Source organism: Halomonas rhizosphaerae, from assembly GCF_030010555.1.
GTDB lineage: Bacteria > Pseudomonadota > Gammaproteobacteria > Pseudomonadales > Halomonadaceae > Halomonas > Halomonas rhizosphaerae.
The window spans coordinates 76526-90845 of record NZ_JASCQP010000027.1 but is presented as its reverse complement, the minus strand read 5'-3'; the positions used below and the strand labels follow the sequence as shown (position 1 = coordinate 90845).

Here is a 14320-nt window from a genome sequence, read left to right as displayed (position 1 = left end):
AGCGCCGTGGCGGCGTGTCGCTTGATCCCTACGCTGGTCCTAGCCAGTTCAGGTTCAACGGGATCCATGCTCGGGTGCTGCATGATCTCAGCCGTCTTCAACGGCACCCCGTCAAGCGTGGTGGTCAACTACCCGGGCAAGACGTATCTTGCCCGCCGCGTTTGGCCTGACCAGAGCCAGCGCGGGTCTTTCCATAGGGCCAGCGATGGCACCAGGCCATCAGTCGGTGCGGTCCAGCCCCATCTGCCAGAAGTCGATCTCGAGTCGCGTGGCGTCGCGAAACACCTCCGACAGCTCCTGGAAGCGCCCCGGGGTGACCTCGGCCAGGCGCGCATCGAGCCACTCAAGCTCGGCGTGCATGGCATCCTGGAACTCGTCGCTTTCGTACATGCCGATCCAGGCGTCATAGGGATTGGCCTGGCCGCGCACGGTGGAGGGCCGGGTTGTGAGCCACCGGGCAATCTCGCCATAGCCAACCAGGCAAGGTGCCAATGCCACGTGCAGGTCGAGCAGGTCGCCGCGGTGGCCGGTGTCGAGCACGTAGCGGGTGTAGGCGAGTGTCGCGCGGGCCTCGGGCAGGGCGGCGAGGTCCTCCTCGGCGATGCCCCAGTCGCGGCAGTAGTCCACGTGCAGGCCGAGTTCCACGTCGAGGATCGCCTTGAGCCCCTCATGGGCCTGGCGCAGGTCGGCCAGGGTTCGACTCTTGTAGGCGGCCAGCGCATAGGCCCGGGCGAAGTGGATCAGGAAGAGGTAGTCCTGCTGCAGGTAGTGGCGAAAGGCGCCCTCGTCGAGGGTGGCGTCGCCCAGGCCGCGCACGAATGGGTGTTCGATATAGGCGCGCCAGTCGGCCTGGCAGGCGGCGGTGAGGTCACTGAAGCGGTAGCCCATCTTGCCTCCGGTAGCGGTGTCGATCCGGAGTCGGGCGAGGGGAGGGTGGCCATGGGGCTGCCGGAGAGGCACTGGCGCACCGCTTGATTCCTACGCCGGTACGAGCCGGATCAGGTTCCACGGGACCAGCGCTCGGGTGCTGTCCATTCCTGGAGAGACCCCTGCGCTATCTCAGCCGGATTCACCGGCACCCCGTCAAGCGAGTGAGTCAGTCTAGCAGGCTGGTCATGACTTGCCAGCCCGTCTATCTGTCGGGATCGGCTATTGCCTGATCGCCTCCAGTTCGAGGATCAGTTCCACCTCGTCGCCGACCATGCCGTTGTCGACCCCGTAGGTCATCCCCCAGTCGCTGCGGGCGATGGTGGTGCGTGCCGACAGTCCCAGGGTGTGCTGTCCGTGGCCGAAGGGGTACACGTCGGCCTTGTTGAGCGTGACGTCCAGGGTCAGGGGGCGGGTCTCGCCGAGCAGGGTCAGTTCGCCTTCCAGTGTGCCTTCGCTGTCACTGCGTGCCTCGAAGTCGGTCACCTCGAAGACGATCGTCGAGTAGCGGCGAGCGTCGAGGAAATCGTTGCTGCGCAGGTGGTTGTCACGCTCCTCGTGGTTGGTGAAGACGCTGTCGGTGGCGATCTCGACTCTCCCGGAGTGCAGTTCTCGAGTCTGCTCGTCATAGACGAATTCGCCCTGGCCTTCCAGGAACATGCCGAGCGTGTCCGCGTAGCCGACGTGTTCGGTCAGGAAGCCGATGGAGAAGTGCTCTGGATCTATCTCGTAGGTGCGTGGCTCGGCACTGGCCGGCTGCATCGAGAATGCGCCCAGCGCCAGGACGAGCCCTGTGGCGATGGGCAATGCGGGAGGGGAGATATGACTGAGGGGCAAAGGCATGAGGGTTTCCTTTCGATTCACGAGTGACTGCTGGCGCGACAGTCCTCCACCCGCCTTGCCGGGGCATGGCGATACAGCCAGCGGATATCGACGCCGAAGGACCAGATCAGGCCGGCCAGAGCGCTTCCGGCCAGCCAACTCGTGGTCGTGGCGCCGGCGACGGGCAGCAGGGCGATCATCAAGGCAGCAACCTGCCACACGCAGACGATCTTGCGGCGACGACTCTGCGGCAGGGTCGCGGTCAGCCAGGAGAGCTTGCGTCCGGCGATAACGAAAGCGTAGCGCATGGCGCCGATGGCCAACACCCAGGGGCCTGCCTTGTCGAGCAACAGCAATGCCAGGCACAGCAGCAGGATCAGGAAGGCATCGAGTTCCATGTCGAAGCGCGCCCCGAAGTCGCTCTGCGTGGACGTGCGGCGCGCGACCCAGCCATCCACACCATCCAGCAGCAGGACCAGCAGGGCCAGGGCGGCAAGGGGGACAGCGTCTCGGGCCAGCAGGTCGGGGTCGGCCAGGGTGCCGGCCAGCAGAGCAATCAGGGCCCCCCGCCACAGGGTGATGCGATTGGCCCAGCCCAGTCTTCGCCAGTGGGAGGGCGCCGAGGCCACGACGAGTCCGGCCATGATCAGGTAGGTGATCATCGCCAGGAGGGGTACCCGGAAGCTCGCCCCGACCCACGACCACAGCAGTGTCGTCGCGGCCAGCAGGATCAGGGCGCCGACGCCAAGGTCACGGACGATCGGGATGGCCGGCCCCCTGGCATGGTCGCGGGTCGATTGACAGTATTGCATTGTGCATTCCAATATTGGCGTATCATTATTGTAGAAGAATAGGCGTGCAGCCAACAGTGTTGTACGACTGGGCCGGTTGCATCGATGTCGCTCACGGCTTCGTTAGCGTCTGTTCATACCCCTGACGTCCCCACTACGGATGTTGCCATGCGACATGCTAGCGCTACCGCCTTCTGGACCCTGGCACCGGGCCAGGGAGCCCTGCGACAGGAACAGGTGTCCATGCCTGGCCCCGGCGAGGTGGCCGTTCGAGCCCTCTTCAGCGGCATCAGTCGCGGTACCGAATCGCTGGTCTTCGAGGGCAGGGTGCCGGAAAGCGAGTGGCAACGCATGCGTGCCCCCTTCCAACAGGGTGACTTCCCCGGGCCGGTCAAGTATGGCTATGTCAGCGTCGGCGTCGTCGAGGCCGGTGAGCCCTTGCTGCTCGGACGAGAGGTGTTCTGCCTGTACCCGCACCAGGACCGCTATGTGGTACCGATGGACGCCGTGGCGCCGTTACCGGAAGGCCTGCCGGCAGCGCGGGCCGTGCTGGCGGCCAACATGGAGACGGCCATCAACGGGGTCTGGGACGCCGCTCCCGGCGTGGGTGACCGTATCACCGTGGTCGGCGCCGGTGTGATCGGGGCCCTGGTGGCCTGGCTCTGCGCGGCGATTCCCGGTACCCGGGTGTGCCTGGTGGACGTGTCGCCGCGGCGGGCCGAACTCGCCGACGCCCTGGGCGTCGATTTCTGCCTGGCCGATCAGGCGCCCGCCGACAATGACCTGGTGGTCCACGCCAGCGGCAATCCCGATGGGCTGCGTCTTGGCTTGACCCTGGCCGGCGACGAGGCCCGGGTGGTCGAGATGAGCTGGTACGGTGACCGCGAAGCGAGCCTGCCCCTGGGCGAGGCCTTCCACTCCCGGCGACTGCGCCTGGTCGCGAGCCAGGTCGGCCGCCTGCCCGTCGAACGCACTCCGCGTTGGGACCATCGCCGCCGCCTCGCGCTGGCCCTGGACCTCCTGCGCGCTCCCTGCCTCGACGTCTTGATCAGCGGCGAGAGCGATTTCCACGAGTTGCCCCTCCTGATGCCTCGGCTCGCCGCCGCCTCGGGCGAGGTGCTCTGCCACCGAATCCGCTACTAGCCCCATTCCTGGATACGAGGATCTTGCCTCATGTACCGCTTGAACGTTCGTGACCATTTCATGATCGCCCACAGCTTCCGCGGCGACGTCTTCGGCCCCGCCCAGCGCACGCACGGTGCCACCTATGTGGTCGACGTGACCTTCCAGCGCCGCGAACTCGATGACGACGGCCTGGTCGTCGACATCGGCCTGGCCGGCGAGGCCCTCAAGAGGGTGCTCGCCGAGTTCAATTTTCAGAACCTCGACGAGGTGGAGGAGTTTCAGGGCCGTAACACCACCACCGAGTTCATGGCACGGGTGGTCTTCGAGCGACTCGCCACGGCCATACAGCTCGGTCACCTCGGCGAGGCCGCCATGGGGCTCGAGTCCCTCTGCGTAACCCTGCATGAATCGCATGTCGCCTGGGCCAGCTATGAGGGCGAGCTTTGATGTCTCGGGACGCGATGCCCGAGCTGACCCTGATCGTCGCCGGTGATCCCGACCAGTGGACCGGAGGCTATATCTACGATGCCCGCATGGTGGCGGAACTGCGCAGCCAGGCGTGGCGGGTCGAGGTGGTGGGGCTCGAGGGGCGTTTCCCGCTGGCCGATCGGCGGGCACGCCACAGCCTGGCACAGGTCCTGGCGAGGCTGCCCGACAATGCCCGCGTGGTCATCGATGGCCTGGCCATGGGCGGACTGCCCGAAGAGGTCGAGCGGCATGCCGAGCGTCTGCGGATCATCGCCCTCGTCCATCACCCCCTGGCCGACGAGACTGGACTCGACCCCGCCCAGCAGAGGGCGTTTCGCGACAGCGAGGCACGGGCGCTGGCCGCGGCCCGCCGGGTGGTTGTCACCAGCCACCACACCGCACGTGCCCTGCGGGATTACGGCGTCCCCGACGGCCGACTCCGGGTGGCCGAACCCGGCGTCGACAAGGCCTCCCTGGCCAGCGGAGCCCTGGACCATGAGGATGCGATGCGTCCCCGGCGGCTGCTCTGCGTGGCGACCCTGACGCCCCGCAAGGGGCTCGGCCTGCTGGTCGAGGCGCTGGCCGGCCTCACCGACCGCCCCTGGGTCTGCGAGATCGTCGGCAATCACCGGCGTGACCCCGAGCACGCCGCCTCCCTGTTGGCCGAGGCGCAACGCCTTGGCCTTGCCGAACGGCTGTGCTTCGCCGGCGAGCGGGATGCCCATGGCCTGGCCGCGGCCTACCGCCAGGCCGATCTCTTCGTGTTGCCCTCCTTCTACGAGGGCTACGGCATGGTCGTGACCGAGGCGCTGGCCCGGGGGCTGCCGGTGATCACCACCACCGGCGGCGCCCTGGCCGATACCCTGCCGCCCGAGGCGGGCATCGCCGTGCCACCCGGCGATATCAGCGCCCTGCGTGCGGCGCTGTCGCGCTGGATGGACGATGCCGAGGTCAGGCGTCGCCTGCGTCGCGGTGCCTGTCAGGCCAGGAAGGGGCTGGCTGACTGGCAACAGGCGGGGCAACGCTTCATGGCCGCCCTGGACGCCATCCCCGAGGCGCCGATAGGCGCCGTGGGTCGCCCCGGGCGAGGGCTGCCGTCATGAGTGTTTCCACCTCCCATGATGTGTTCTCGGCGGAGTGGCTCGCGCTGCGTGAGGGGCTGGATGCCCGATCGCGCAGCCATCGTCTGACCGGGCTGGCCATGGAATGGCTGAACGCGCGTGCCGGCCCCCATGGCATCGTTGATCTGGGTAGCGGCAGCGGCAGCAACCTGCGCTTCCTGGCCTCACGCCTGCCTGGTCCCCAGCGCTGGCGACTGGTCGATCATGATGCCCAGCTGCTGACCCATGCCCTCCGGCTTGGAGCCCGGCTGCGCGACAGTGCGGGCGTCCCGGTCGCCCTGGAGACCTCTTGCCGCGGCCTGTCCCCGGTCGATCGGGAGCTGCTCGCCGGTGCTGACCTGGTGGTCGCCTCGGCCCTGTTCGACCTGATGCCCCGGTCCTGGGTGGCGTCGCTGGTGGCCGCCTGTGCGGCCCATGGCCAGGCGCTGCTGCTCACCCTCAGCGTGGACGGCGACTGGGCCTTCCTGGACCGCCAGGGAGCGCGCGTCGAAGACGGCGAGGACATCGCCGTGCGGACCCTCTTCCAGGCCCATCAGTATCGCGACAAGGGCCTGGGGCCCGCGCTGGGCGGCGAGGCGCCCGCGGTGCTGGCCAGCACCCTGGCCGGCGCCGGTTTCCGGGTGGAGAGCGCCGCCACGCCCTGGCACCTGGTGGCGGGGGACGCCACGCAGCGATCTCTAGCCGAGGCGCTGGTCAGCGGCTGGCACGATGCGGCCATCGAGCAGACCCCGTCCCAGGCGACTCGCCTCGGCGCCTGGCGAGATCGCCGCCTGGCGGCCATCCTCGCCGGGGAACTGGGGGTGACGGTGGGGCATCGTGATCTCTTCGCCTGGCCGGCGCCGTCGGTGGAGCGAACGTGACCCTGCGCCTGGTCCGAGCCTCGCGCCTGTGGCGGCCACTGGCCAGCCTGCTGCTGCTGGGCGGGCTCTGGGTCTGGCTCGAGCCGGGGGCAGTGCTCGATGCGGTCGGTCCCCTGGCGCCGGGCTGGATCCTGCTGGCCTTGGCCCTGACCCTGCCGCAGATGCTGCTTTCCGCCTGGCGCTGGCGGCTGACCGCGTGTCGTCTCGGTCTGTCGCTGGGCTGGGGGCGTGCGCTGCGGGAATACTATCTGGCGATGTTCCTCAACCAGGTGCTGCCCGGCGGGGTGGCGGGGGATGCCGCCCGGGCCTGGCGACACGCCCGGGCCAGCGGTCGGCGGGGCAGCGCCTGGCGGGCGGTGATCATCGAACGCGCCTCCGGCCAGTTGGCCCTGCTGCTGCTGACACTGCTGGTCGTGGCCATGTCGCCGATGTGGCAGGGGCTGCTCGGCGAGGCGCTGGCGAAGCTATCCTCGCCGGGCTGGCCGGTCGTCGCTGCGCTGCTGGTCGCGATGGGTGTGCCGATGGCGCGCCGTCTGCTGCGTCAGCCGCCGGTGGCTCTGGCCGGGCTGGGGGGAGACCTGCGTCGCAGCCTGCTGGCCTCCTCGGTCTGGCCACGACAGCTCGCCGGATCCCTGCTGGTGGTCTTGAGCTATGCTCTGGTGTTCGTCTGCGCGGCCCGGGCGATCGGGGTCACGCTCTCCCTGGGTACCCTGCTGGCGTTGGTGCCCCCGGTTCTGATGGCGATGCTGATCCCGCTTTCACTGGCGGGCTGGGGTCTGCGCGAGGGTGCGGCGGCGCTGGTCTGGGGGCTGGCCGGCTTGCCGCCGGCCGAGGGGGTGGCGGTGTCGATGGCCTATGGTCTGCTGGTGTTGCTGGCGAGCCTGCCTGGCGCGCTGTTTCTGCCGGGCGTGGCTGCTGCACCATCGGACGCGGGCCCCGAGGGGTCAGGGCCGGGTCAGGGTGAGGTCCAGGTCGAAGAGGGTGTCGTCACCGCAGCGGAAGGTCCGGGCGACGGGGCGACGCGCCTGGTCCAGGGTGGCAATCGGCGTCATGGCCAGGCCCGGCCGGCCGGAACCGATCAGCAGCGGTGCCACCAGCAGGTGCAGGCGATCGAGTACACCGGCCTCCAGGAACCTCGACACCGTGATGCCGCCGCCCTCGACCAGCACGCGCTTGAGCCCCCGTGCGGCAAGCGCCTCGAGCACCGCCGCGGGGTCGAAGCCGTCGGTGCCCAGCGGCAGCCGCAGGCGGGTGACGTGATCGGCCGCCGGCGGGGCGATATTGACCTGCTCGCCGACCAGGTGGAGGGTCGGTGCCGGGGCCTCGCGCAGCAGGCGGAGCGTCGTTGGCACTCGGCCCCGAGGGTCGAGGATCACCCGCACCGGTTGGCGCCCGCTGACATGGCGCACCGTGAGCAGGGGGTCGTCCTCGCAGGCGGTGCCGGCACCGATCACCACGGCATCCACCAGCGCCCTCAGCCGGTGCAGGTGCATCCGGCTCTCGAGGCCGTTGATGTAATGGGAATGACCGCTCTCGGTGGCAATGCGGCCATCCAGGCTCTGGCCGAGCTGGGCCAGGGCCAGCCGGCCGGGATGCATCGCCAGCGGGGCCAGGTTATCGAGCAGTTCCCGGGCAGCCGCGCTGGGCGGAATGTCCGACGTCCATCCGCTGGCCGTCAGGCGCAAGGGGCCGTCGCTTTGCACCGACGCCGCGGTGCTGGTCAGGCCCTCACGCGCTCGGCAGAGGGCCTGCCAGGCCGTCTCTCGGTCCAGGGTGTCGGGCAGGGTCGGGCTCATGGGGGCTCCGGGCCAGGGGAAAGCATTCATCATGCGCAGTCCGCCTCGGCGGAACAAGGCGTGCAAGGAGGGCACCATGCATCAGGTTGAACGGGCCATCTTCGATCTGCGACGTGGGCTGCCGGTGGTCGTCGTCGCCGGTGACACTCGCGTGCTGGTCCAGGCCATCGAGGGGGCGGGCGAGGACACGGTGTCACGACTGGCCGGTCACGCGGGCGACACGCCCTCGCTGGTCCTGAGCCGCCACCGCCTGGCGGTGCTGGGCGAGCCGGATGCCCGACGGTTGGCCCGTCTCCCATTGACGGAGGGAACCGGTCGCCAGCGGCTGGTCGACCTGGCCTTCGGCATCAGGCCGGAGCTGGCGGTGGGACGCGACGAGCTGGCCGACTGGCGTCGGTCACTGGCGCCCGCAGAGGCAGCCGACCGGGCGGCCCTGGCGCTGATGCGCCGGGCGCTGTTGATCCCGGCGGCGCTGGTGGCCCGGGTCAGCGAGGCGCAGCGGCCCGCCGTGGAAGCCCGGCTGGAGGAAGGCACCTGGCTCGCGGTCCGGGCGGAGCAGGCCGAGCATTGCCTGGAGGGGGATGTCGGCATGCTCAAGCGCGTCAGCGAGGCGCAGATCCCCCTGGCGGATGCCTTCGACTGTCGCTTCATCCTGTTTCGCGAACCCGACGGCCTGCGCGAGCACGTGGCGGTGGTGATCGGCGAGCCCGGCAACGGGGAAGACGCGGTGCCGCTGCGCCTGCATTCGGCCTGCCTGACCGGCGACCTCTTCGGCAGCCTGCGCTGCGACTGCGGCGAGCAACTGCGCAATGCCGTGGCCGACATCCAGGCGCTGGGCGGCGGCGTGCTGCTCTACCTGGCCCAGGAGGGCCGCGGCATCGGGCTGGCCAACAAGCTGCGGGCCTATACCTTCCAGGACACCGGCCTGGACACCCTGGATGCCGACCAGGTCCTGGGTTTCGGTGAGGACGAGCGCCGCTATGGGGTGGCGGTGGACATCCTGGATGCCCTGGGCATTCGTCGCGTGCAGCTGCTGACCAACAACCCGGACAAGGTCGCGGCCCTCGCCGAGGGCGGTATCGAGGTGGTCGAACGCCAGGCGCTCTACGGCAGCCTCAATGACCATAACCGGCGCTACCTCAGCGCCAAGTCGGAACGCGCCGGCCATCTGCTCGATGCCGTGTTGAACGGCGGTCAGGACCCGGCCGCTCGGCCGTGATGGGTGAGCGCTATCGACGGCGGGTGTGGCCGGTGTCCATGCTCTGGGTCTCGCGCAGGATGCGGGCGATGCGCTTGCCGTAGTGGGCCACCAGGCGCTCGCCGAGCTCGGCCGTGCCGAGGCGGGCATTGCCCACCACCCCCGCGGGATGCAGATCCTCGGCCAGCCAGGCGAAGGCGGCCTCTCCCTCCGGGCTCAGCAGCAGCCCTTTCTCTGCCATGGCCTCTCCCCGCGAGTGCGGGTGATCCAGCTGGTCGAGGCGCACCTTGTCCGGGGCGAGGTGGCGCATCATGGCGGTTTCCAGCGCCCCCCCATGGAGCCCGTGGCGCAATTCCTCGGCGGGCAGGCCGCCGGCGGGCAGGGTGCCCGGCGGCGGCATTCGGGTGTAGTTGACCTTGACCACCATCATGCCGTGCCGGCGGCGCAGTCGCAGGGCGGCCAGGTCCATCACTGCCTTGTTGCCGCCGTGGCTGTTGATCAGCACCAGCCGGTGCAGGCCAGCCCGGGCCACGGCGTCGCCATGGGCCTCCAGGGTGGCAATGGCCAGCTCCGGTGGCAGGCTGAGGGTCCCGGGAAAGCTCAGGTGCTCGTCGCTGGCCCCCACCGCCATGGGCGGCAGGATCACCAGCGGGAAGCGCACGGGCAGGTGGGTCAGTGCCTCCTCCAGTAGCCCTTCACCGATGTCGAGGTCGGTGGAGAGCGGCAGGTGGGCGCCGTGCTGCTCGATGGCGCCCACCACCATCACCGCCACGGCACTGCTCTGCAGGAACGAGATCTCGCGACTGGTGAGATCCAGCCAACGGGGGCAGGGGAAATGGTCACTCATGGGCGGGTGCGCTCCGTGTCTTGTCGATCATCGAGATGCCGTGCATAGAGGTCGCCCGAGGACAGGCCGTCGGCACCTCCGGCCAGCCAGTCCCGCGTGGCCGAAGGTGAGCGCCACGTCGCCCACTCGAATCGCCGACCCTCGCCGGCGATGGCGTTGAAGCGATAATCGCCCAGCTCGGCCAACCGCGCCACGCAGCGGTCGGCCACGTCCAGGGCGCCGGCGACGAATTCCACCGAGACCCCGGCGATGGGCCGGGTCAGTCCGGCCAGTACCTCGGCCTCGAAGCCCTCCACGTCGATCTTGCAGAAGCGCGGCAGCCCATGGTCGGCGATCAGCGTATCCAGGGTGGTCACGGGGACTCGCAGGCGCCCTTCCCAGCGTACCTTACGAAAGCCGGGGTTGCGTTCGCCGATGCCCCGGCGCCATTCATGGGCCAGGGTGGAGACCGTCGGCGTCGCCTCGCTCACCGCCAGCTCGGCCTCGCCGGGCTCCGCCCCCGCGGCGCAGGGCAGCAGGGTGACATCCTGGCAACGACCCACCAGGCGCTTCAGCCAGAGGAAGAGGGTCGGCTGGGGTTCCAGCGCGACGACTCGGGCGCCCAGTCCCTGGAAGGCCGCAGTGCGATCACCCAGATGGGCGCCGATATCGAACGCCAGGTCGCCGGGCCCCACGAAGTCGGCATAGAGCCGCTTAAGACCCCGCTGGCGGCCCGGCCGCCAGTAGATCACCAGCGAGCGAACCAGCCCCAGGCCACGGGCCAATCGGCGGGTCGCTTCGACGAGCCGGGTCGGCATGACGGGGGTGCCGGAGGGCCTCATTCGTGTTTCGCCCCGGGGACGGGGCCCGCCTGGGCCTTCGGCGACTCGGCAGGCCTCGAGGAGGCCGTTCGCCGTGGTGACTCGCCGTCATCCAGTGCTGCCGCTGCCACCGTTGGCCAGGTGGAGAACGACTGTACCGGCATGTCGCCGGGATATTCCGGGGGTGGGGGGGCCAGGCGGGTCGCAGGCGGACTCGATGAGCCCGTTGCCAGCGCTTGCAGAACCGTGGTGGGCATCACCTCCGCCGGGACTCTCAGCAGGCCGGCGCGGTGGAGCCTGCGGCCATGGGTGAGGCTGCTGGTCATCTTGACCAGGGGCGCCGCCATCAGCAGGCCCAACCAGACCGGGGAGAGCCACCAGAAGAAGACCGGGGCAAACAGGTAGGTCGCCCCGGCCCAGACCACGCCGATCAGGGTCGCGAGCCAGGTGTGATGGAAGGCATCCATCCAGGGCACCGATCGGCCTTCGCGGACCTGGGCGTCCCAGCTCACCTTCTGGCCACTGAGCACGCTCAGGATGAACCAGCTGTGGAGCAGCATCATGAGGGGGGCGATCAGGATGGCGATGGCGACCTCCAGCAGGGTGCTCGCCAGCAGTGGTGCCCTGCCCCCGAAGGCGGCGGGTCGCTGAATGAACGCCAGCAGGAACCCCAGCACCTTCGGCAGCAGCAGTACCCCCGCCGTGCTGAGGAGCAGGGGCATGATCAGCTCGGGCGTGGCAATGGGCCAGTCGGGGAAGAGCTGGTAGCCGGCACTGAAGAAGTCATGGCGCCCCTGGGCCCGGCCGATGGCGTCCACGGTGCTGACCACCAGCATCAGTCCCCACAGCAGTGAGGTCAGGTAGGCCAGCGCCCCGAACAGGAAGTGGAGGCGGTTCATGGGATGCAGGCCGGCGGCGGCGAGCAGCCGCAGGTGCTGCAGGTTGCCCTGGATCCAGCGCCTGTCGCGTTTGGCGAACTCGATGATATTGCTGGGCACTTCCTCATAGCTTTCGCCCAGCCGGACGTCCAGGTGGACCTCCCAGCCAGCCCGGCGCATCAGCGCCGCCTCGACGAAGTCGTGGCTGAGGATCTCGCCGCCCAGCGGCGGCTTGCCGGGAAGGTCCGGCAAGCCGCAATTGGCCATGTAGGCCCGGGTGCGCAGGATGGCGTTGTGTCCCCAGAAGTTCACGGCATGCCCTTGCCAGAAACATTGCCCGGTGGCGAGCAGGGGGCTGTGCAGCGCGGCGGCGAACTGGGTGAAGCGCCCGAACACGCTTGCCGAGCGAACCGGGATCGGTACCGTCTGGATCAGGCCGATCCTGGGGTTGGCCTGCATGGAGGCCACCAGCGACACCAGGGTCCCACCTCCCATGAGGCTGTCCGCGTCCAGCACGACCAGGTAGTCGTAGCGATTGCCCCAGCGGCGACAGAACTCCGCCAGATTGCCGGCCTTGCGACCCTGGTTGTCCTCGCGGCGACGGTAGTGAACCACGAGCCGGGGGGCCAGCCGCTGTTGCAACCCGGCGATGGCGGTTTCCTCCCGGCGGGCGATCTCCTCGTCCCGAGTATCGCTCAGCACGAACACCTCGAATCCCCGGGCATGGGGTTGTTCGAGAAGCGAATGGCAGGTGCTTTCCAGGCCCGCCGCGACGCGTTCGGGGTCCTCGTTGTAGATGGGCATCACCAGAGCCGTATGATGCTCGCTCGGATCGGTCGTTGGTGGCTGGCGATCGAGGCGGGACAGGGTCAGGGGATCACGGCGAGTCAACTGCAGCAGGAAGCCGATGATGGCCGTCCAGAAGGCGATGGTGATCCAGCCGAAGGTGACCACGAACAGACCCAGCACGATGCCCTGCAGCGCCGTGATGCCGTTGACGCGCAGGATCTCGAACATGGCCCAGCCACCCAGGGCGGTCGTGGCGAATACCAGCAGGGCGACTCCCGTCTGTCGTGCGGCCAGCCATGGCACCCGGGCCGAGCGATCAGCGCAGTTCATCGGGGTTCCAGACATAGTTCCAGGTTTCACTCATGGGGGTGTCGCGCAGCATGAGATGGAGACGCATGTCCATGGGGTTCGCCCCCTCGGGTTGCGACCTGAAGGACGCGCGCCAGGTGTCACCGTCGGGAAGGCGTTGTACCCGTAACGCCCGGGTCTCCCCGCTCGAAACCTCGAGCTCGGCCTCGACCGGGTGACTGACATCCAGGCTCGAGAGCTCACCCCCCCGGAAATCGATCACGAACTGGCGAAGGCTGCGCGGCGGTGGGTCGCTCTGGCCCGGGACGGCCCCCCATCCCTGTCGGGTGCGCACCACGCTGGCCAGGGTCTGCTCGGGACGGTGAGCCTCGAAGGTGGAAAGCCGATAGCGATAGGTGCGCGACTCATCGGCCTGGAGCGGTTGTTCGGGGACCCAGTAGACGACGATGTTGTCGTTGGTCTCCGAGTCGCTGGGTATCTCGACCAGTTCCACGTTGCCCGGCCCCCAGTCGTCGAGCGGGGTGACCCAGTGGCTGGGGCGCCGCTCGTAGCGCGACTCCATGTCCAGGTAGCTGTCGAAGTCCCGATCGCGCTGGGCCAGGCCGAAGCCTGCTGGGCTTTCGTCCTGCAGGCGGGTGATGCGCAGCTCCCGCGGGTTGTTCAGGGGACGCCAGATCCACTCACCGGCATGGGTCTGCATCAGCAGTCCCTGGGAATCGTGCACCTGTGGCCGGAAGTCGTCGGCAGGGTAGGGGCTGACGTCGCCATGCAGGTACATGCTGGTCAGCGGGGCGATGCCCAGCTTCTCCACTTCGCGGCGGGCGAACAGCCGGGCTTCAATTTCCACGTCGACCTGCTCGCCGGTATGCACCCGGAAATGGTAGGCCCCGGCGAGCGAGGGACTGTCGAGCAGCGCGATGATGTCGATGCGGGTCGCCGCCGGGTCGGGCTGGAACAGCCAGAACGCCCTGAAGGCCGGGAACTCTTCCCCGTCGGGGGAGGCCGTATCGATGGCCAGGCCGCGAGCCGATAGGCCATAGCCCTGGTCGCGACCCAACAGGCGCAAGTAGCTTGCCCCCTGAAAGACCAGGAACTCGTCGTGGTAGTCCTCTCGATTGAGGGGGTAATGCAGGCGAAAGCCGGCGTAACCGGCGCCACTCAGGTCCTCTTCCTTCAGCGGGGCGGCTGCGCCGTCGTAGCGAAAGAAGGACGACTGGAAGGGCAGGTGGTGCTGCTCGCCCTTCTCGACCAGGTGCAGGCGGATCGGTCGCTCGAACAGGAAGCCGGAATGGAAGAGTTGTACCGAGAACAGCGCCTCGTCTCGCCATAGGGCGGCTTCCGGGCGAAAGCGGATCGAGCGGTAGACATCGTAGTCGATATCGCGCAACGCTTCGGGCAGGTCGCCATCCGGCGCCTCGAAGGGGGAGGACGCGAGCTGGCGAGCGCGCTCGGTGACCTGCTCGAAGACGCCGGGCAGGTCCGGATCGGGGGCGGCCCAGATGGCCGGCGTGATTCCCGCAATGAGCAGGCTGGCGGCCAGCCACCGAATTGGGTGCATGGGTTGATCCTCCTTGAACACTTTCTCCCGA

13 protein-coding genes, 1 pseudogene and 2 riboswitches are annotated in these 14320 nt (G+C 68.9%); of the genes and pseudogenes, 6 read left to right on the top strand and 8 right to left on the bottom strand.

Going from position 1 to position 14320, the window contains the following annotated elements:
* Positions 1-8 precede the first annotated feature (8 nt).
* Positions 9-121: riboswitch (TPP riboswitch) on the bottom strand.
* Positions 122-219: 98 nt separating this feature from the next.
* The 3 genes from tenA to QLQ83_RS11205 form a co-directional block, all read right to left on the bottom strand.
* Positions 220-888: a thiaminase II gene (tenA, locus tag QLQ83_RS11215; RefSeq protein WP_282735612.1), complete on the bottom strand. Its 669-nt coding sequence runs from the start codon at positions 886-888 to the stop codon at positions 220-222.
* 70 nt (positions 889-958) lie between these two features.
* Positions 959-1093, bottom strand: a riboswitch (TPP riboswitch).
* A 56-nt stretch (positions 1094-1149) separates the two neighbouring features.
* Positions 1150-1770, bottom strand: coding sequence for a YceI family protein (locus QLQ83_RS11210; RefSeq protein WP_282735611.1), 621 nt, complete (start codon positions 1768-1770; stop codon positions 1150-1152).
* A gap of 17 nt (positions 1771-1787) precedes the next feature.
* Positions 1788-2561 (bottom strand): CDP-alcohol phosphatidyltransferase family protein, encoded by a 774-nt coding sequence (locus QLQ83_RS11205; protein ID WP_282735610.1) that lies wholly within the window; start codon positions 2559-2561, stop codon positions 1788-1790.
* 147 nt (positions 2562-2708) lie between these two features.
* Between QLQ83_RS11205 and QLQ83_RS11200 the strand changes: the two genes are divergently transcribed.
* The 5 genes and pseudogenes from QLQ83_RS11200 to QLQ83_RS19540 all read left to right on the top strand — a co-directional run.
* Positions 2709-3683 (top strand): zinc-dependent alcohol dehydrogenase, encoded by a 975-nt coding sequence (locus tag QLQ83_RS11200; RefSeq protein WP_282735609.1) that lies wholly within the window; start codon positions 2709-2711, stop codon positions 3681-3683.
* Between the two features lie 30 nt (positions 3684-3713).
* On the top strand, positions 3714-4112 hold the full coding sequence (locus tag QLQ83_RS11195) for a 6-pyruvoyl trahydropterin synthase family protein (protein WP_282735608.1): 399 nt from the start codon (positions 3714-3716) through the stop codon (positions 4110-4112).
* Positions 4112-5236, top strand: a complete 1125-nt coding sequence (locus QLQ83_RS11190; RefSeq protein WP_282735607.1) for a glycosyltransferase family 4 protein — start codon at positions 4112-4114, stop codon at positions 5234-5236. Before QLQ83_RS11195 ends, QLQ83_RS11190 begins: the two co-directional genes overlap by 1 nt.
* Positions 5233-6114 (top strand): class I SAM-dependent methyltransferase, encoded by an 882-nt coding sequence (locus tag QLQ83_RS11185; protein WP_282735606.1) that lies wholly within the window; start codon positions 5233-5235, stop codon positions 6112-6114. The genes QLQ83_RS11190 and QLQ83_RS11185 overlap by 4 nt, the downstream gene beginning before the upstream one ends.
* Positions 6111-6938, top strand: a pseudogene (locus QLQ83_RS19540) (lysylphosphatidylglycerol synthase transmembrane domain-containing protein); the annotation flags it as partial. The gene QLQ83_RS11185 and the pseudogene QLQ83_RS19540, both read left to right, overlap by 4 nt.
* Positions 6939-7058: 120 nt before the next feature.
* Here QLQ83_RS19540 and QLQ83_RS11180 read toward each other — a convergent pair.
* Positions 7059-7910, bottom strand: coding sequence for a RibD family protein (locus QLQ83_RS11180; protein WP_282735605.1), 852 nt, complete (start codon positions 7908-7910; stop codon positions 7059-7061).
* Between the two features lie 76 nt (positions 7911-7986).
* On the opposite strand from QLQ83_RS11180, the gene QLQ83_RS11175 reads away from it, so the two are divergent.
* Entirely contained in the window at positions 7987-9129 is a 1143-nt protein-coding gene (locus QLQ83_RS11175) for a GTP cyclohydrolase II (protein WP_282735604.1), read from the top strand.
* A gap of 10 nt (positions 9130-9139) precedes the next feature.
* On the opposite strand, the gene QLQ83_RS11170 is transcribed toward QLQ83_RS11175, so the two are convergent.
* Genes QLQ83_RS11170 through QLQ83_RS11155 form a run of 4 tightly spaced genes read right to left on the bottom strand, consistent with a single transcriptional unit; the run spans position 9140 to position 14289 of the window.
* Positions 9140-9955: a creatininase family protein gene (locus QLQ83_RS11170; RefSeq protein WP_282735603.1), complete on the bottom strand. Its 816-nt coding sequence runs from the start codon at positions 9953-9955 to the stop codon at positions 9140-9142.
* Positions 9952-10776 (bottom strand): FkbM family methyltransferase, encoded by an 825-nt coding sequence (locus QLQ83_RS11165; protein WP_282735602.1) that lies wholly within the window; start codon positions 10774-10776, stop codon positions 9952-9954. The genes QLQ83_RS11170 and QLQ83_RS11165 overlap by 4 nt, the downstream gene beginning before the upstream one ends.
* Positions 10773-12752 carry a glucans biosynthesis glucosyltransferase MdoH gene (gene mdoH, locus QLQ83_RS11160; RefSeq protein ID WP_282735601.1) on the bottom strand — a complete coding sequence of 660 codons (1980 nt, stop codon included), beginning with the start codon at positions 12750-12752 and terminating at the stop codon, positions 10773-10775. The genes QLQ83_RS11165 and mdoH overlap by 4 nt, the downstream gene beginning before the upstream one ends.
* Entirely contained in the window at positions 12739-14289 is a 1551-nt protein-coding gene (locus QLQ83_RS11155) for an OpgD/OpgG family glucan biosynthesis protein (RefSeq protein WP_282735600.1), read from the bottom strand. Before QLQ83_RS11155 ends, mdoH begins: the two co-directional genes overlap by 14 nt.
* Positions 14290-14320 lie beyond the last annotated feature (31 nt).

Bases quoted from the DNA above. Each gene is read 5' to 3' on its own strand.
- QLQ83_RS11195 (WP_282735608.1), top strand. From the start codon at position 3,714: ATGTACCGCTTGAACGTTCGTGACCATTTCATGATCGCCCACAGCTTC.
- QLQ83_RS11200 (WP_282735609.1), top strand. From the start codon at position 2,709: ATGCGACATGCTAGCGCTACCGCCTTCTGGACCCTGGCACCGGGCCAG.
- tenA (WP_282735612.1), bottom strand. From the start codon at position 888: ATGGGCTACCGCTTCAGTGACCTCACCGCCGCCTGCCAGGCCGACTGG.
- QLQ83_RS11155 (WP_282735600.1), bottom strand. From the start codon at position 14,289: ATGCACCCAATTCGGTGGCTGGCCGCCAGCCTGCTCATTGCGGGAATC.
- QLQ83_RS11165 (WP_282735602.1), bottom strand. From the start codon at position 10,776: ATGAGGCCCTCCGGCACCCCCGTCATGCCGACCCGGCTCGTCGAAGCG.
- QLQ83_RS11175 (WP_282735604.1), top strand. From the start codon at position 7,987: ATGCATCAGGTTGAACGGGCCATCTTCGATCTGCGACGTGGGCTGCCG.
- QLQ83_RS11180 (WP_282735605.1), bottom strand. From the start codon at position 7,910: ATGAGCCCGACCCTGCCCGACACCCTGGACCGAGAGACGGCCTGGCAG.
- mdoH (WP_282735601.1), bottom strand. From the start codon at position 12,752: ATGAACTGCGCTGATCGCTCGGCCCGGGTGCCATGGCTGGCCGCACGA.
- QLQ83_RS11205 (WP_282735610.1), bottom strand. From the start codon at position 2,561: ATGCAATACTGTCAATCGACCCGCGACCATGCCAGGGGGCCGGCCATC.
- QLQ83_RS11190 (WP_282735607.1), top strand. From the start codon at position 4,112: ATGTCTCGGGACGCGATGCCCGAGCTGACCCTGATCGTCGCCGGTGAT.
- QLQ83_RS11210 (WP_282735611.1), bottom strand. From the start codon at position 1,770: ATGCCTTTGCCCCTCAGTCATATCTCCCCTCCCGCATTGCCCATCGCC.
- QLQ83_RS11185 (WP_282735606.1), top strand. From the start codon at position 5,233: ATGAGTGTTTCCACCTCCCATGATGTGTTCTCGGCGGAGTGGCTCGCG.
- QLQ83_RS11170 (WP_282735603.1), bottom strand. From the start codon at position 9,955: ATGAGTGACCATTTCCCCTGCCCCCGTTGGCTGGATCTCACCAGTCGC.